This window comes from Winogradskyella forsetii, assembly GCF_013394595.1.
GTDB classification, from domain to species: domain Bacteria; phylum Bacteroidota; class Bacteroidia; order Flavobacteriales; family Flavobacteriaceae; genus Winogradskyella; species Winogradskyella forsetii.
On the sequence record NZ_CP053348.1, the window covers coordinates 3,340,648 to 3,358,884 of the forward strand.

13 protein-coding genes are annotated in these 18,237 nt (G+C 35.6%); 4 read left to right on the forward strand and 9 right to left on the reverse strand.

Going from position 1 to position 18,237, the window contains the following annotated elements; genetic code table 11:
- Positions 1-98 precede the first annotated feature (98 nt).
- The gene (locus HM987_RS14500) at positions 99-998 is read left to right on the forward strand and encodes a hypothetical protein (RefSeq protein WP_179008766.1); all 900 of its coding nucleotides are present in this window, start codon (positions 99-101) and stop codon (positions 996-998) included.
- A 1-nt stretch (position 999) separates the two neighbouring features.
- Positions 1,000-1,506 carry a hypothetical protein gene (locus HM987_RS14505; protein WP_179008767.1) on the forward strand — a complete coding sequence of 169 codons (507 nt, stop codon included), beginning with the start codon at positions 1,000-1,002 and terminating at the stop codon, positions 1,504-1,506.
- 11 nt (positions 1,507-1,517) lie between these two features.
- Here HM987_RS14505 and HM987_RS14510 read toward each other — a convergent pair whose 3' ends face one another.
- Both HM987_RS14510 and HM987_RS14515 read right to left on the reverse strand, forming a co-directional pair.
- On the reverse strand, positions 1,518-5,558 hold the full coding sequence (locus HM987_RS14510; RefSeq protein WP_179008768.1) for an FG-GAP-like repeat-containing protein: 4,041 nt from the start codon (positions 5,556-5,558) through the stop codon (positions 1,518-1,520).
- A 32-nt stretch (positions 5,559-5,590) separates the two neighbouring features.
- The gene (locus tag HM987_RS14515) at positions 5,591-6,229 is read right to left on the reverse strand and encodes an HAD family hydrolase (RefSeq protein WP_179008769.1); all 639 of its coding nucleotides are present in this window, start codon (positions 6,227-6,229) and stop codon (positions 5,591-5,593) included.
- Positions 6,230-6,365: 136 nt separating this feature from the next.
- Between HM987_RS14515 and HM987_RS14520 the strand changes: the two genes are divergently transcribed.
- Positions 6,366-7,262: a DnaJ C-terminal domain-containing protein gene (locus HM987_RS14520; protein ID WP_179008770.1), complete on the forward strand. Its 897-nt coding sequence runs from the start codon at positions 6,366-6,368 to the stop codon at positions 7,260-7,262.
- Between the two features lie 2 nt (positions 7,263-7,264).
- Complete coding sequence (locus tag HM987_RS14525; protein ID WP_179008771.1) at positions 7,265-7,561, forward strand: chaperone modulator CbpM; 297 nt, start codon at positions 7,265-7,267, stop codon at positions 7,559-7,561.
- Between the two features lie 9 nt (positions 7,562-7,570).
- On the opposite strand, the gene HM987_RS14530 is transcribed toward HM987_RS14525, so the two are convergent.
- From HM987_RS14530 to porU, 7 genes are all read right to left on the reverse strand, one after another.
- The gene (locus HM987_RS14530) at positions 7,571-8,257 is read right to left on the reverse strand and encodes an SDR family NAD(P)-dependent oxidoreductase (protein WP_179008772.1); all 687 of its coding nucleotides are present in this window, start codon (positions 8,255-8,257) and stop codon (positions 7,571-7,573) included.
- Positions 8,247-9,224, reverse strand: coding sequence for a M28 family metallopeptidase (locus HM987_RS14535; protein WP_179008773.1), 978 nt, complete (start codon positions 9,222-9,224; stop codon positions 8,247-8,249). The genes HM987_RS14530 and HM987_RS14535 overlap by 11 nt, the downstream gene beginning before the upstream one ends.
- Before the next feature lie 114 nt (positions 9,225-9,338).
- The gene (locus HM987_RS14540) at positions 9,339-11,009 is read right to left on the reverse strand and encodes a pyruvate dehydrogenase complex dihydrolipoamide acetyltransferase (protein ID WP_179008774.1); all 1,671 of its coding nucleotides are present in this window, start codon (positions 11,007-11,009) and stop codon (positions 9,339-9,341) included.
- Positions 11,010-11,012: 3 nt separating this feature from the next.
- Positions 11,013-12,014, reverse strand: a complete 1,002-nt coding sequence (gene pdhA / locus HM987_RS14545; RefSeq protein WP_179008775.1) for a pyruvate dehydrogenase (acetyl-transferring) E1 component subunit alpha — start codon at positions 12,012-12,014, stop codon at positions 11,013-11,015.
- 117 nt (positions 12,015-12,131) lie between these two features.
- Positions 12,132-12,614 (reverse strand): cytidine deaminase, encoded by a 483-nt coding sequence (locus HM987_RS14550; RefSeq protein ID WP_179008776.1) that lies wholly within the window; start codon positions 12,612-12,614, stop codon positions 12,132-12,134.
- Between the two features lie 103 nt (positions 12,615-12,717).
- Entirely contained in the window at positions 12,718-13,998 is a 1,281-nt protein-coding gene (gene porV, locus HM987_RS14555) for a type IX secretion system outer membrane channel protein PorV (RefSeq protein WP_179008777.1), read from the reverse strand.
- Between the two features lie 144 nt (positions 13,999-14,142).
- Entirely contained in the window at positions 14,143-18,003 is a 3,861-nt protein-coding gene (gene porU, locus HM987_RS14560; RefSeq protein ID WP_179008778.1) for a type IX secretion system sortase PorU, read from the reverse strand.
- Positions 18,004-18,237: the final 234 nt, after the last annotated feature.

Sequence of the window (18,237 nt, forward strand, 5' to 3'; positions counted from 1 at the left end):
ATAGCATAACCGTTTTTAAGCCTTAGAAAACGCTTGTAAACCACTTGTAAATGATTTACAAGCGTTAAACAAGTGGATTTCAGACCTTTGTATTAATTTTGAATTTAGAAGAAAAGCATACATTTTCACAGTTAAAACTAGCCATAACGCAAAAATTCTTGGAAAGCAATAGCGCATCCGAGACTATTGAAGATTGGAAAGGTGAAGATATTATTGCTTTTCAAGAAGACTTGTTTGATAAAGTCAAAGCACGTGTTAGCGAAAAATGGTTTTACACCTATATTAAAAATGAAGCTGGAAAGTTACCTCGAATAGATATCCTTAATCTGTTGAGCAGTTATGTAGGTTATCAAAACTGGAGTGCATTTAAAGCTGAACATACCGTTGAAATCAAAACCAAAAAACTGAAAACAAATTATAAAACCTATTTATGGATATTGGTTTTGGCGCCTTGCGTTTTATTGGCTTTTTCTATTATAAATCGTAAAAACAACTATCAATTCTGTTTTTATGATTCCATAAAAAATGAACCAATAAACACTGTCATTTTAAATATTAAGATTCTAAAAAACGGAGAATCTCCAATACATAAAACGTCTGACTCATTGGGTTGTTTCAATTATACCTCAACAGCAGATAGCATAAAATTTGTAGTTCAATCTCCATATTACAAAACAGATACCATTGTACGACACTATAATTCTAATAAAAACAACGTTGTAAAATTAACGGCAGATGATTATGCACTGATGCTCAATTATTATACAAACAAGAATATTACAGAGTGGAAACAACACAGAGAAAAACTCAATACTATTTTTAGCGACCAAGTAGAAATATATCAGTTTTTTAGAAACGCAAACACGGTAGAACTCTACACTAAAGAAGAATTTATCCAGAAACTAACCATCCCTACTCGAAGTTTAAAGGGCATGGAAATTTTGGACAAAATTATTGTAGATGGGAAAATTGTAAAACTAAAATTTATAATTCGGTAATATGAATTTGATAAAAAAACATTCGATACTCATTCTAACTTTTATGCTGCTTACTGCCTGTGCCATGGATAATAAAAATATGAAAAGCAGTGAAAGTTCAGATGAAGTCGTGGCTCTTGAAGATGAAGATATTATAGTAGATGATGATGCAAAGTCCGCAATTAATCTGTCATTAATCAATCAAAAATTACAAGATTTTTATGATTTGATCGCTTTAAAAAATCAACATCCAGAATTTACGAATGAAGTTACTGAGCAATTAAAAAACTATACCAAAGATTCTATAAACAATTACATTGATGATGATGCTTCAGTCATAAAAGACATTCGACAATCTGGTAAAGCAACACAAGTAAACGACAGTACTCAAAAAATGAAACTCATTTATAATAGAGAGATTGAAAACACAGTAATTTCAGATACCATTTATGCTATTATCACTCATAAAATTATAAAGATTGACAACGAATCTTTAGTCTCCAAGAAGGTTCACTTTTCTAAGGATTAATTGAAATATACTCAATCCTTTACCACAATCATTTTAGAATTCCCATTAATCTTCAACATATATAAACCTGTTGCGGCTGTGTTCAACTTTATTGATGTGGTGTTTGATTCACTGTCATAGCTTCTGTCGCTAATTTCAATTTTACGTCCTCTAATGTCAAAAACTTCCATGGAATCCTCCAAAGCTGTATGGGTTATAAAAAGTGTTCTATTGGTCGTTGGATTTGGATAAATCACCATGTCTTTATCTAAATCTTCAATAGTTAAAGTTTCAGCTTCAAAATAAGGCACAGCAAAACTAAATGTATTCTCAGCCACAGCTTGCCCAATAAATCGACCAGGAATATCATCGGCAGGCGGATGAATTCCACCCCAAATCCGACTTAAACTGGTTTGATCCGATGCATCTCTATAGGTTGCCCATTGCAAAACCACATCTACAGAAGGTCCTTCTTCAAATACCAAAAACTCATTTTGCTTGGCAACAAATTCCCCTAAACCTCCAGGGAAAAATTCACTACCCGTCATCATGGTCATTAATTCTGACGCTGCTCTAGAAAAGGTAGAATGTCCCGACACATAGCCTGCAAAAGGAGGGGTTACAAATGTTGGTCTCTGATATGGATACCAATTTTCAGCCAAAATCCATCCGACGCCTGCTTGGTCTGTTTCTGTATTATTAATAAAATCATGTCCTTTCCATGTGTATAGTTTAATCTTGCCCACATGTTGATTTGCAAAACCAGCTAGTGGATCACCTTCCTCTACAACTTCTATATAATCTTCAATTAATCGAATACCTCCAATATGATAATTATCTAATAACGGATCGGTACTCTGGCCGCGTTCTGCCATAGACCGAATTGCTGAAATTGGTCGTATATAATCGTACCAACCTTTTACACTCCATGCCGAAATAGCAGAATCGTGCATACCGCCTCCTAAAATAAAATAAGATTTTACCTCCCATTCCATAGGATTTAAAAGATCACCTTCACCTTGAAAACGTTTTTCAAATTGCGGATGATCGCTTACATAATTCAAAATTGTAAACCAATGTCCTGGAGGCGTTTCGGAATGTGGGCCATCTGCCCAAAATTCCGCAAGAACTCTTGTGTAATCACCACGAGGCACCATATTCACATCGTACGGACTACCTGTTACTGGATTTAATGTGTGTCCTGCGCCTTGTCCTCCTCCTTCAATAAAATTATAAAAACTAGGATAATCCTCATAATTGGTTGGAAATGTATTGATATCAACATTTCCAATGGTATTAGGGGAAATATCCCAAAGTACACCGTCGCTTGGGTCGAGATGGGATTGCCAAACAGACACCATGGAAAAGCCCCATTTGTAAGACTCGCTAGAGATGTTTTCTTCCGTCAAACTTATATATGGAGGATCTGATGGATCATGAAAAACATTGAAGAAATTCCCATCGCGCTCATTAGTTACTTTATCGTCATCTGTTAAGGCAAAAGAGGAGACATTTCCCCATTCCGGACTTAAAAACGGAGGTACATTGCCATCCACAATGTTTCCACCTTGATCTATAAAGGTGTCCAAACCCAGTGGTTGCCATCGGTTAGGATTGAAAATAGGATCGTTGCCACTAATATCTAAAGCATAAGGCGCATTTACGGGTTGGTAATAGGCATTATCATAGCCGGTAGCTTCTCTAGAACCATCCTGCAAACCATAATCAATAATCGTTTGAGCGACATAATTTCCTAAGGCTGCAGCATTTCCAAATTCATACAACAAAGATGAATAGTTGGTATCATAACCTAGCTTATCCATAATTAAATCGAATATTGCTTGGGAACTCTCGACACCAGGGGAATTTTGAAAGCGATGTGTCAACAATCTATACATAGCATAACTGATAGCTCGTTTTTGGGATTCTTCAATGCTTTCAATGGGTACAACGGTTTCCAGTTCACTGCTAAAACCATTTACGGTATTTCCCATTAGGTAAGGTCTTGCAGTTTCATCATAAATCGCCCAAGTATCGTACATCGCAACACTCGCATGAAATAAGTTTCTGGCATGAACAGTTGGTCTTGCAAAATCGGTTCTTATAGCTTCAAGTAACGCCTCGTTCCAGAGTCTTGCTACGGACATATTTTCCGGAAGATTGTCGGCACCCAATTCCACATCAAGCATTACTGGCAAACTGGAACAATCGGCATCCGATTCCAAAACACTAATTTGACCACTTTCTTCTAAATGCCATTTCACGGTTATGGTGTCTGTTCCTTGTCCGCTTAAAATCTCACCACCACTAACTTGCCAATTCGCACTTGAGCCGTCAGATATATTATAACTATATGTTTCTGTGCTTAAAAACGAAGAGGAGTTGTTTCCTTCTATAGTCTGTGATTCCAAGTACGTGCATGAACCATCTTCTAATGTCGCCAAAGGGTCATAATTACAAGACATTGGGTCAGTACAACCATAAATTTTCTGACTTGGTAAAATATCCAAGATTTGGTAACCTTGACCTTCGGTGGCCATTATTGTAATATCTGCATTTAGATTATTAAAGGTTTCAATTAAACCCGATGGCCATTTTATTTGTAGTTCTGTTATTAATGTGGCATCATTCAGCCCAAAATGAACCGCTTGTAAACTTTGGGATAAAAAACCAACACCTGAGTGATACCGTTTTAAAGTTCCATTTGCTGTTGTTAAGGTTAAAGTTGTACCAATGGCATCACGATTTGATGTTGTACCTTCCAATTGAATTTTAAACCAATGTAAAGTGGCGTCTGTATCATCAAAATTCAAGGTCTTGTTTTCATATAAAAATGAAGGCCCATCACTGTTAGTGACAAATAAGTCTATATCTCCATCATTATCATAATCCCAATCAATCGCTTCAACACTAATGGTTTGGTCGTTTAGTCCCAGTTCGGTTGAAGCATCTGAAAAAGTTACTTGTCCTTGGGCTGTTAAGTTTCTAAAATAGAAATTTGGCTGTGTACTTGTATCTAAAAATTCAAAACCGTTAGCGATATACAGATCCTCATCACCATCTAAATCGAAATCAGAAAAACTATTACCCCAAGCCCAATTAGTAAAGCCAACATTCAATGTATTGGCGATTTCCACAAAGGTATTATCGCCAGTGTTATCCAAAAAGAAATTATCTTCTATTGCGGTAACAAAAATATCAAAGTCCCCATCGTTATTATAGTCAACCATTGAAATCCCCATATCATCTCCCGCCGTTCCTACACCGTAAGCTGCCGCCTGTTCTGTAAAGTTAGTCCCGGCATTGTTTATGAAAAGACTATTGGGTTTGCTTAAATCATTAGAAACTAACAAGTCCATAAAACCATCATCATTGAAATCAAAAGGCATTGCTACATAACTGGCCAAATCCAATGTCGTTTCAATACCTGCAGAGCCTGTAACATCAGTAAATGTGTTATTACCATTATTATTATAAAGTTGATTACTTCCACAAGCATCCCAGTCGTTAATATAAATATCCAATAAGCCGTCATTGTTATAATCGAACCATGTCGCACCAGTATTACGGCATTCGTTCACAGTACCAAAACCAGCTATTTCGGAGATATTTGCAAATGAACCATTACCGAGGTTTCTCCATAATTGTACTTTAAAAGAATATGTTAAGAATAAATCTGGAAACCCATCATTGTTAAAATCACCCCAAAAGGCTCCATTTTTAAAACCATCTAATCCAAAATAATCTTCACCGCCTTCGTCTTGATTTAATAAATTCTGAAAACCAGCAATTTCGGTGACATCTGTAAAAGAGCCATTATTTTCATTTCTAAATAAACGGCTCAGAGTTTTTGGACTGTCGGTATCGTCCTTTGCTTTGGCGACCACAAAAATATCGAGATCATTATCACCATCGTAATCAGCAACGGCAACTCCATTATTTTCTTCAAGAATCCCCAGACCTGCCGCAATTTCAGCCCGTTCAAAAGTTTGGCTATAAACCTGATTATTAATAGCAAAGCTTAAAAAAAAGACCGATAAAAAAATTTTTAAGGCGTGTAATTCTTTTGACATTATCCAATTTTTTTATAAATATAAAAAATCTCTCAATATTCCAGTAGCTCTGTTAAATTTAAAAAGTTATCAAACGTTTTGGTTGCTTTTTCTTGTAACTCATTTCTATAGTCATGCCCCGTAAAACCAAACACGTCAAAACCACCTTCTATGGCAGCACTAACACCGACGAGGCTGTCTTCGATCACCACACATTCCGAAGGTCGAAAGCCCATAGTGTCCGCTGCCCATAAAAAAACTGCTGGATCCGGTTTCCATTTTTGAATGCTATAACAACTAAAAACATGAGATTTGAAATAAGGCCACAAACCTGTTAATTCCAGATTGAGTTGAATTTTATTTTCAGGGCCACTTGAAGCCACACAAAATGGAATTTCAAGGCTTTTCACAACATCTAAAACACCATCAACAGGTTTGATATGCCTTTGAAAATTTTCAAAGGAACGTCGTCTGTATTCCGATTTGAAATTTGAAGGTAATTCCAAAGCTATTAAATCCGAAATATGATTGACACAATTATTTAAAGCATTTCCTTTAAAATGTTGATAAGCATAATCGAGATCGATATGAGCTCCCAATTCATTTGCCATATCAACAAGAACCTGATTTCCCAATGGTTCGCTATCCACCAACACGCCATCACAATCGAAAATAATACATTTATATTTCATTTGTTTTCTTCCCTTTTTTATTGAACACGTTCATTATATTTTTCTTAACAGCGATAATCTTGATAATGGCTTAAAAAACCACTAACTTAGCTAGACACTTTTTTTTAAAATTCAAATTACATCAGATTCTAAAATTATGGCATTTATTGACTATTACAAAATACTTGGCCTAGATAAGAGTGCTTCTAAAAGCGATATCAAAAAAGCTTATAGAAAGTTGGCCAGAAAATACCATCCCGATTTAAACCCGAATGACAAAGAAGCTGAGTTACAGTTTAAGAAAGTCAATGAAGCTAACGAAGTATTGAGTAATGACGAGAACCGAAAAAAATACGACAAATACGGTGAAAATTGGCAGCATGGCGAAGCTTACGAGCAGGCACATCAACAACAGCGCCAGGCAAATCAACAACGACAGTATCAAGGTGGCTCTAGTTTTGAAGGTTTTGGCGATGGTGAGTATTCTGATTTTTTTGAATCGATGTTTGGAGGAGGATTTGCTGGCAGAGGTGGCAACACAAGATTTAGAGGCCAAGATTTCAATGCCCAACTCCAACTTAATTTAAGAGATGTTTACACCACTGAGAAAAGGGTTTTGACTGTTAATGGAAAGAATATTCGATTGACCATTCCTGCAGGAGTAACCAATGGACAAATTATTAAAATTAAAGGCAAAGGTGGACCAGGCGTTAATGGTGGACCTCATGGTGATTTACTCATTGAGTTTAATATCATCAATAACACAGAATTTAAACGTGATGAAGGCAACCTTTATAAAACGGTAAATCTAGATTTGTACAAAGCGGTTCTTGGAGGAGATGTTACCATTGACACCTTCGATGGTAAAGTAAAATTAAATCTAAAACCATTAACCCAAAACGGTACGCAAGTAAAGTTGAAAGGCAAAGGGTTTCCTAAATATAAAAAAGATGGCCAATTCGGGGATTTATTTATTACTTATACTATTGAATTACCCCAAAAATTATCTGACAAAGAAAAAGAACTTTTTGAAGAACTGGCAAAATTACAATAGACATGAAAGACACACAGCTTATACCAATTCCGAGTTTATGTACACACTACCAAATAGAAATGTCTTTTTTTGATGGTTTAAGCGAGTATGGACTCATTGAATACATCTCAGTTGAAAAAACCTATTGCATCCATCAAGATCAAATTGCGGATATTGAAAAAATGATTCGTTTGCACCAAGATCTCCATCTTAATTTTGAAGGTATCGATACGGTTTTTAATCTCTTGGAAAAGATTGATTATTTACAATCAGAATTAAAAACCACACAAAATAGATTGAGGCGGTTTGAAGCCGATTGATATTCTATATTAAGGCGTAGAATTGGAAACCTGCAACACTTTACCGTTGTAATATTTATTTCCGGTTAGCGCAAAATCTTGAATATATGTAGCCATTTCCTTTGCAGTCGTTGGTGCTTGATAACCAGGAAAAGCTTCCTCTAACATTTCGGTTTGTACGGCTCCCAATGCCAAAACATTAAATTGCGGTCCAGTTTCTTTATATTCTTCGGCTAATAATTCTACCAAAGTAATTACAGCGCCTTTACTTGAGCTATAAGCCGATAATCCCGGGAATTTCATACTTCCTTGAATGCCTCCCATAGAACTAATGGTTACCACGTGTCCATCACTTTTCATAAATGGTAGAACGGTTCTTGTTAATTCGGAAACACCAAAAACATTCGTTTGATATACTTTGGTAAAATCTTGAAATGTAGTTTCGGCAAAAGGTTTATTGATTATTGCGCCTGCATTATTGATTAAAATATCAACATGTTTCCATTCGGTTTCAACAAATTTCACTACGTTTTGATAATCATCTTGGTTACAAAGATCAAAAGCAAAAGACGAAATATTATCAAAATGCAAATTACTTACCGGCTTTGCGTTTCGGGACAATGCCAGAACATTGTGACCTTGATTGGCGAAAAGATGTACAAGTTCAAACCCAATACCTCTGCTAGTTCCTGTTATAATTATATTCTTACTCTTCATTTAATACAATTTCTTTAATTGGTGCGTTCATCATGCCTTCAAATGCAGGAATCATTTTATTTAAAAATTTTTCCATATGTTGGAAATCCATTTTATCCACTTCATCATCCACATGGTGATAATAGTCATAATTTGTAAAATCAAAAGTTGAAATGGCATGCGCCGGAATATTCAATGCCTTAAAGAACGGGAAATTATCAGATCTCATAAATAAATTAAATTCTTTTGCTTTTGGAAAAAATCCAACAACGGTATCTCCTGCATATCTATTTAAAGTTTCTGCAAAATTAGAACGTTCAAAGCCGCTCATATAGGCCATGGTTTCATTTTCTGCCCTTGGCACACCGATCATTTCAAAATTAATCATGGTGTAGGCGTTAAAGTCCTCATTTTTTAAACGCTCAGCTAAATGTCCGGAACCTTTTAAACCTAATTCTTCAGCATCATATAACGTAATTAAAATACTGCGTTTATTGGTTTTTGATTTGGCGAAATACCTTCCTAACTCCATAGCGGCAATGGTTCCTGAAGCGTCATCATTTGCGCCATTGGCAATGGAATCGCCTTCCACCACTTTCCCTTTACCAATATGATCATAGTGACCTCCAAGTATAATATACTCATTTTTGAGTTCAGGGTCGTTTCCTTCCACCACTCCTACAATATTATAGCCATGCAGATCATTCACTTTGAAAGAATCGCGATAGGATTCAAAATATGGCTTAATGCCTTTCGACATTAAATAGTTTTCTATAAATATCGCAGCATCCTCAATACCTTGACTTCCCGTGGCACGACCTTCCAAAACATCTGAAGCCAAATAATCCATACTTGCTTTTATACCAACTGCTGTAATTGTAGGCTTAATATTTACACCGTCTTTTCCAGGCTTTCCGTCCGTTCCTTTTTTCCCTAGCGAACAAGAAAATATTGATAGAACCAAGAATATTACTAATACTTTTTTCATAACGGATGATTTTTTGAATTTAAAGATAAAAAATCCTGATTCGAATCGCGATGGTTAGCGGAACAAATCAGGATTTTAATTTTATTCTGAGGTTTACCCTTTCGTGGGAATTTGTCAAACCAACATCGTCACAGGATTTTCAATGTAGCCTTTTAAAGTTTGAAGGAATTGCGCTCCTGTTGCACCATCAACCGTTCTGTGGTCACAAGCTAAGCATAATTTCATGGTGTTACCAACTACGATTTGTCCGTTTCTTACCACTGGTTTTTCAACAATGTTTCCAACGGATAAAATTGCAGAATTAGGTTGATTGATAATCGATGTAAAGCTATCGATACCAAACATCCCTAAGTTTGAAATGGTAAAGGTACTACCTTCCATCTCGTCCAATCCTAACTTTTTATTTCTTGCTTTTCCAGCGAATTCCCTAACGGCTGCTCCAATTTGAGTTAAACTCTGCTCATTGGCAAATTTAACAACTGGCACTAACAATCCGTCTGGCACTGCAACTGCGACACCAATGTGCACATGGTTGTTCAATCGCATTTTATCATCAAACCATTGTGAATTCACCTGTGGGTGTTGCTTTAGTGCTAGTGCACAAGCTTTCACAACGATATCATTATATGAAATTTTTGTATCTGGAATAGAATTATATTGTCCTCTGAATGCTATGGCATTATCCATATCAAACTCCACATTCAAATAATAATGTGGCGCCGTAAATTTAGATTTTGCTAAGTTTTTAGCAATGGCTTTACGCATATTGGAATTAGGCACTTCATCAAAATCTTCCTGTCCAGTTGGAACAAATTTACCTACTGAAGCTGATTGCGATGCTGGTGTAAAGTTTTCAATATCTTTCTTTACAATACGACCATTTTCTCCCGAACCTTTAACTTGACCTAGATTGATTCCTTTTTCTTCAGCCATTTTCTTAGCTAAAGGCGATGCAAATATTCGTGATCCATCTGCACTTGAACTAGGGGTTGAGACTTTTGGAGATTCTTTCTTTGGTTCTTCTTTTTTAGCTGCTTCTTTCGGAGCTTCTTTTTTAGTTTCGGCCTTAGGTGCTTCTTTTTTTGTTTCACCACCTTCAACTTTAAAGTTTTTAGCAACGCCAGAAACATCCGTTCCTTTAGGGCCAATAATCGCTAATAACTCATCTACTTTTGCCGATTCGCCTTCCTGTAAACCTATATGCAATAAGTTTCCAGATTGAAAGGACTCGAATTCCATAGTGGCTTTATCCGTTTCGATTTCGGCTAAAATATCGCCTTCCTCTACTTCATCACCAACTTTCTTTAACCATGTGGCAACCGTACCTTCTTCCATGGTATCACTTAAGCGTGGCATGGTAACCACTATAACACCTTCCGGTAATTCTTCATCATTATCTGAACCTGAATCCTCTGAAGTTTCTTCGGCTTTTTCATTTTTAGAATCTTTGGATTCTTTATTCTCAGGTTTTTCTTTATCCTCAGCATCATCTTTATCATCAGCATCATCTTTTGACTCGCCATTTAAATAACTCGAAATATCTTCTCCTTCATCGCCAATAATAGCTAACAATGTATCTACCTTAGCGGTTTCACCTTCTTGGATACCAATATGGAGAAGTGTGCCTTCATTGAAGGACTCGAATTCCATCGTTGCTTTATCCGTTTCTATTTCCGCTAAAATATCGCCTTCTTCAACTTTATCACCAACTTGTTTTAACCAAGAGGCAACTGTTCCCTCTTCCATGGTGTCGCTCAAACGCGGCATATTTATTACTTCTGCCATAGCTTACTTAATTTTGTGATCTATAAATGGGTAATCTTCTTGCTCATATACAGCATCGTACATCACATTTTTGTCTGGATAAGGTGATTCGTCTGCAAATTTCTCGCATCCCGCAACACGCTTTTTCACATCCTTATCAATCGCTTTCAAATCTGCTTCTGTTGCATATTCCTTATCAAGAATAATTTCTTTTACTTGTGTAATCGGGTCAATTTTCTTGTATTCCGCAACCTCATCCTTCGTTCTGTAATGTTGTGCATCAGACATTGAATGCCCTCTATATCGATACGTTTTTACTTCTAAAAATGAAGGTCCTCCACCTTTTCTGGCGCGTTGAATGGCTTCATCAAACGCTTCTGCAACCTTAATAGGATTCATACCATCCACTGGTCCAGAAGGCATATCATAGCCTAAACCTAATTTCCAAATCTCTGTGTGATTTGAAGTACGTGCCACCGAAGTTCCCATCGCATAACCGTTGTTTTCACACACAAATACTACCGGTAAATTCCACAACATCGCTAAGTTGAAGGTTTCGTGCAACGACCCTTGTCTTGCAGCGCCATCGCCAAAGCAACATAATGTTACGGCATCTTTATCATGATACTTATCACCAAAAGCAATACCAGCGCCTAATGGGATCTGACCACCTACAATACCGTGACCACCATAAAAACGGTGTTCTTTAGAAAAAATATGCATGGATCCTCCAAGACCTTGGGACGTTCCTGTAGCTTTTCCAAACAATTCTGCCATTACACGTTTAGGATCTACACCCATACCTATGGGCTGAACGTGATTTCGGTAAGCCGTAATCATTTTGTCCTTAGTTAAATCCATAGCATGCAGAGCACCTGCTAAAACAGCTTCTTGTCCATTATATAAATGAAGGAATCCTCTAACTTTTTGTTGAATATAAACTGCGGCAAGCTTGTCTTCAAACTTTCGCCAGAACAACATGTCCTCGTACCACTTTAGGTAAACTTCTTTGGTTATTTTTTGCATTTCTTGATGAGTTCTTTTTATAAAAATAGAATAACAAAAATAACACTTTAGAAAATAATGAAGAAACTGTATGTCGTAAAAAAAATGGAGATTACTGAATTTAATGCAACGAAAACACTATAATACTGAATTTTCGAAAAGAAGTGGCAATAGATTGGCCAAAGAATTTGATTTTACAACCTTGCCTTTCGCTCCCATAAAATATATTTCTATAGGTTGTTTCTGCTTAACTTCGTATTCTGCAATAGACTGTCGGCAGGCACCACAAGGCGGAATTGGTTGGTCGGTCACTTGATTTTGGGATGAAGCCGTTATTGCCATTTTTAAAATTTTGGCTTTTGGATATTTGGCACTTGCATAATAAATGGCTGTTCGCTCAGCACATAAACCCGAAGGAAAACAGGCATTTTCTTGATTACTACCAATAACCTCAATACTATTATCGAGTAAAAGCGCCGCTCCAACATTAAATTTGGAATAAGGTGCATAAGCATTTTCCCTTGCCTCAATGGCCGTATGCATTAAGTTTTGAATTGCCTTAGGAAGCTCATTGATATCATCATAAACTTGTAGTACAGTTTCAATTTTAACTTCCTTCATATGCTTAATGTTTATATAATATTTTAATGTCAGATTGGTATTAGACAAAAAAACTATTGCTTTAAGAAACAATAGTTTTAATATATAAATTTAATACTAAATTCTAATATTCATCATATTCGCCATCTCCAAAATTAAATGTTAAAGAAAAACGCAAGGTATTTTCTAAAGGACTTTGAATTTTGGAAGCCGAAAATAAATAGGATAAATCAAGACCAATGGTTGTGTATTTAAAACCTGCTCCTAAGGCAAAAAATTTACGTGCGCCTTTATCATCTGCTTCGTTGAAGTAACCTGCTCTAAATGCAAAGTTGTCTTGGTAGGTATATTCTGCTCCTAAAGCCCAAGTAAACTCCCTTAACTCTTCACTAAAACCGCCTGGTGCATCACCGAACGATTGGAAAACGCCAGTTAAAAAACTAACGTTTGGGTCTTGACCTTCAAGGATAATATCTTGTTCTGAAGCTTCTAATTGGTCATCGTTCTGAAAATCCCCATCATCTGGATTAAATACGCCATCTGGCCCTGTACCGTCTGGACCTCCAACATCCGTAAACACAATTCTATCTCCGATAATTGGCGGTGTAGGCACTAAATACTTAGAGACCTCAGCAGAGACGCCCAATTTACTGTATTGATCGAAAATAAAATCAAACCCGGCACCCAATCTCAAATTGGTAGGTTGAAATACTTCCTGTCCTCCATCATCGTACTTAAATCGTGGTCCTAAATTCTGAATGGCAAAGCCCAATCTCCATCGACCGTTAAAATCATTATAAGCTTCTTCCTCACTTTGATAATAACCCGTGATGTCTGCACCAAATGTGCTACCTGGTTGTGCATTGGGATCAACCTGTCCTATTCTTAAGGCCGACCTCATGTAACGTAAAGCTACAGCCATAGCAAATTGATCACTTAATCGCAACGAATAAGCGGCATCAATAGCAAATTCATTTGGTTTAACGGCCACACCAGGATCATTAGCATCTTGGGTCAGCACTATTTCCCCTAATGAAAAATACTTAAGACTTGCAGAAAATGCACTGAATTCATTTAATCTATTAAAATAAGTTAAGTAACTCAATGAAATATCATTTACCAATCGTGTTAAATAAGGTGTATAACTTAATCCCACACCTTGCTTAGCTTCAGAAAAGGCATATTTTGCAGGATTGTACTGTTGTGAAAATCCATCAACAGAAGTTGCCACACCCATATCACCCATGGCTGCAGATCTTGCATCTGGTGAAATAAGCATAAACGGTAAACCGGTTGTAATTACTCGACTATCGAAAGTGCTTGGTATTTCTTGAATGGTATTTTCTTGAGCAAATGTTGCGCTAATTGTAGCAAAAGCCATTACGGCTAAGATGTGTTTTTTCATGTTTAATTATTGTGGTTTTAACACCAATTGGGTAGTTTAAAACGTTTGCAAATATAAATTATTATTTAAACTTTTTGTTTATGCTTCGAATTCAATCTTATTTCATCTTAATTTTTCAAAAAAAATGAAAACATTTATGGCATTTTATAATATTACCAATTTTTGAATCTTTTCAACTTGTTTATTCAAACGGTTAGATTTCACTTTTAGTTTATAGACATAGACTCCTTTTCCTATTTTATCACCAAAATCGTCTCTTCCATCCCAAACAATGTCTTTGGACAATGAGCTAACGGCCTTACTTCCTCCTGAGGTTTGACCATTTAAAGTTCTCACTAATTTACCAGAAACCGTGAATATCTGAACAGAAATATCTAAAGGTTCTACACTATTGTGATTGAACCAAAATTCTGTATAACTCACAAATGGATTGGGGTAATTTAATACGTTATTGATTACTAATTCTTCATCTTTATCAAAAACCACAAACTGAATTTCTGCCGTCGACGAATTATTATAGACATCCCAAGCCTTTAAAGTTAAGGTATGTAAGCCTGGCTCTAAATCCCTAAAAGGATAGGTAACAACACCATTGGTATAATCATCTACATTGGCTTGGTAGTAATTGTTTAGAACTATTGGATTGGTTTCGTCACCATCAATTATCGCCGTAATATCGTGACCAATGCCACTGGCTGTATTAATGCCATTCTCATCTTGAAGCTTAGCTAGCAAGGTTGGTGATTCGTTGGTTATACCACCAGAAACAAAGTTTTCATCATTCATAAACAAATTAATGACGGGTCCGATATTATCTTCTGCTGCATTTTCGTTAATACCACCAATTTTAACATCGAAATTAGCTCCTGCCTGATCAGAAAGTGGGTTATCTGTTTGTGCATAAAAACTAACTTTGCCATTGCCAACGGGAATCCCAATATCTCTTGGTACAATAAAGTCGAATTCAAACTGTCCATTTTCTACACTTGCTTGTCCTTTAAAAACTACTTCACCTAATGTGATAAAATCTAAAATTATTGGACCATTATTATCTGTAACACCATCATTAGCTAAGGTCTGTCTATCTATTTGTTTATCAAAAATAGTAGCCGTTAGTGTACCATTATAATTTGATAATAGATTACCGTTAATATCTACAACTTCACCAGCCATCTTTGTGTAACTTAGAGCCTTTAACGTGTCAATAGGCTGTGTAATATCTACATCATTAACTTTAGTTAATTTAATATCTGGTTTCGGAAATGCCAGTTTCATTGCAGGGTCCCCTATCAGAAATATTAATCGTTTCTGAGTAATCCCAGCAATACTATTGTCTATTTTTGTTCTTCTTAATACTTCAGCTACCGAAGGGTATTCATTGTTGTTAAAAGCAAATAAATAATCATTAAACACTTCATTATAAGATACTCCAACAGTAACAAAAATTTGCCGTGTAGAAGTAACAAGTCCTATTGCACCACCATTTTTATTCCAAAAAGTAAACTCACCTGCTGTATCTCTGTTTGGATCATCGAACTTGGTATATTCACAAGTTATTGTTACAAATAAATTAAACTTACAGATATTGTTAACTTCCTGAGCGTCGAACTTATCGAAAATACGCTCCTTTGCTAAACCATCCTCACCACCATGCCCAAAATAATTAACCACTAAAGCTCCAACTTCAATCGCATCCTTAATAGCTTTGTTTACCTTAGGATAACGATTACCCGCAGCCGAAGATTCTTGTTCAAAAGCATCGGCATGCATTTTTTTTACATTCATAAAAGGATTTTCCGCTTTTATTTCCTCTCCAATGCCATCGGTTGTTTCTTGCAGAATTCTTTCCCATTGCACATCAACATCATCAGAAATAAGTACTATATTATTTCGCCAACTGCCATAGGCATCAGATTGATAATATGAATTAATTTTATCGACCATTTCTTTAGCTCGCTGCAGATCTTCTGCTAAAATTCTACCAACAGCAATATCCATTCTGTCAATACTTGTTGTCATTCCGCCTTCATTATCATCTAACATGGCATAGAAATCATCTGAAACAAATGAACTAGAAAGGCTAAAACTAGACATTGAATACCATGAAGGCACCAAGTTTGTATTATTGTTTAACCTATTTTTATAATCGTAAGATCCATCACCAAATAAACAAAGATATTTAAGGCGTTTACTAGGAGTACTTGCATTATCATATACATATTTAATAAAATTTCTTAACGCAGCAATATCTTGGCTACCTGTACTAAACTCATTATAAATAGTTTGTAAATCAACTACTTTTACATTTAAATTGTATTGATTTCTATTAATTTCAGCTAACCGTTCTGCTTGAGACAAAAACTGAGATGGAGATAAAATGATATAATCAATATCTTCAAACTCACCTTGGTTATTATTAAAAATAGTTCCTTTTAAATTTTGATTAGCCACAGTTGACCTCGCGTCTTTTAATGGTGATAAAACGCTTGAATAAGAAAATGCCAAATACGTTCTTTCTTCACCAGATTGTGCCTTAAAATCTATGTTAGTTGCACTGGTTGAATTTATAAAATTACTCACATTAAAACGATCTGTAATATCCCAAACTTCAGATACCGACGATGCGCTAGATAAGTTATATTCAGCAATTCCTGGTGTTGTAATAACGTCTTTATTTTTGAAAACTAATTGGCCTCCATCGTATATTAAATTTCTGGTGGCTTCAATATTAATATAATTAAGATATGCGTTTGCTGAAGGATTTCCGTTATTATTATAATCTAATGTTACTGAAATAGCATTAGAAGTAATATTTTGTTGACCAGAATAAGTTCGCTCTGTCGCTAAAACTGAACCAGGGCTTATTATTCCCAAACCCAAAGTTGAAACTTGATTACCATTTATTGTAATACCCATTGTAGATCCAAGTGTTTCTGAAACGGAACCAACAACAATTTTAAAATCTACGGGAACAGTAGTCACCAGGTTAGGAAATTCAAAATCATAAGTTCGTTGGTTTTCAATATCAAATTCATCACCAAACCATTTACGACCTAATTTTGCAAGGTTGTATTCATCAACTTCATAGAACTGGTAATCTTGAAAGGTATTAATTTGAAAATCCGCAGCAGCATTAATGGTTGGCATAGGCAGCATACGCTTTCCTGTTCCCGAGCTTACATTTACGTAGTAATATGTTTTATCGGTATATAAATTGATATTGGTTTCACTTTCTTCACTATAGGTTTTAGGGCCTTCACCATAAAAAAGGATATAATCGTTGTTGTCAAAACTTCCGTCCTCTTCTCCCACAAATTTTACGGCGTTTTCTACAACATCAAAAGGATAATTGGCAGAATTCTGTAAAGGCAACATTCGTCCTCCATTACCATAAATTTTAATATTCCTTGGATCTACCGAGTTGGTATTAATGCCCAAACTACTTAAAAAACTTTTAGATAATTGATAGACACCAGATTCTTCTATGTAAAAACGATACCATTGCCCTGTGCTTAAAACTGAACTTGTAATTTCATTCACGCCTCTAGCACTATTTCCAGATCCACCAGAACGTATGTTATATATTAAAGTGAAACTGGTTATTTTTTTATAAGCGCCATTGTCCTTTATAATAGGACACAATTCAAAATAAGTTGCTCGCTTATCTCTAGCGTTGGTATTGTTCAATGAATACTTAGGCGAATTAGGAATTAATTCAGGATTTAAATCCTTTAGTTCCGCTTTAGAAATGATTTCGTAAACAATATTGGTTAATTGCACTGAATTCTCATCTATTGAGCCTCCTTTGCTTTCCCATTGCGCAAAATAGGTTAATCCATAGGTATCATTATAATTAAAATGATCAGCATCAAAAGCAGGCACTTCAATTTTACTATACGCGGTTTGTAAAATCTTATTTCCGTTCCAATTGATGCTAAATTTTTTTTGTTGTCCAAAACAAAACATCGTAAATAATGATAGAACGATTAAATAGCAATTTTTCATGTATTGATTTTCCTTTTTAGTCTCAAATAAAATCTAAACCTTATCCTTGTTTTAACAAGACTTTAAATTTAACAGTAGAATAACGGCTATTAAAGCGCGATATTATGACTTCACAATTTTTATTTCAAAAATACAACAATAATTCATTTCCACCCTCGTTATTAAAGAGCAAAATACACCGACAAGTTGAAAAAAATCCGTTGTTATGTTCAAAAAAAAGGATGAAATGCACAT

Excerpts from the sequence above, each read along its gene's own strand:
- HM987_RS14530 (WP_179008772.1), bottom strand. The coding sequence starts at position 8,257 with ATGAAGAGTAAGAATATAATTATAACAGGAACTAGCAGAGGTATTGGG.
- HM987_RS14510 (WP_179008768.1), bottom strand. The coding sequence starts at position 5,558 with ATGTCAAAAGAATTACACGCCTTAAAAATTTTTTTATCGGTCTTTTTT.
- HM987_RS14520 (WP_179008770.1), top strand. The coding sequence starts at position 6,366 with ATGGCATTTATTGACTATTACAAAATACTTGGCCTAGATAAGAGTGCT.
- pdhA (WP_179008775.1), bottom strand. The coding sequence starts at position 12,014 with ATGCAAAAAATAACCAAAGAAGTTTACCTAAAGTGGTACGAGGACATG.
- porU (WP_179008778.1), bottom strand. The coding sequence starts at position 18,003 with ATGAAAAATTGCTATTTAATCGTTCTATCATTATTTACGATGTTTTGT.
- HM987_RS14540 (WP_179008774.1), bottom strand. The coding sequence starts at position 11,009 with ATGGCAGAAGTAATAAATATGCCGCGTTTGAGCGACACCATGGAAGAG.
- HM987_RS14535 (WP_179008773.1), bottom strand. The coding sequence starts at position 9,224 with ATGAAAAAAGTATTAGTAATATTCTTGGTTCTATCAATATTTTCTTGT.
- HM987_RS14505 (WP_179008767.1), top strand. The coding sequence starts at position 1,000 with ATGAATTTGATAAAAAAACATTCGATACTCATTCTAACTTTTATGCTG.
- porV (WP_179008777.1), bottom strand. The coding sequence starts at position 13,998 with ATGAAAAAACACATCTTAGCCGTAATGGCTTTTGCTACAATTAGCGCA.
- HM987_RS14525 (WP_179008771.1), top strand. The coding sequence starts at position 7,265 with ATGAAAGACACACAGCTTATACCAATTCCGAGTTTATGTACACACTAC.
- HM987_RS14515 (WP_179008769.1), bottom strand. The coding sequence starts at position 6,229 with ATGAAATATAAATGTATTATTTTCGATTGTGATGGCGTGTTGGTGGAT.
- HM987_RS14550 (WP_179008776.1), bottom strand. The coding sequence starts at position 12,614 with ATGAAGGAAGTTAAAATTGAAACTGTACTACAAGTTTATGATGATATC.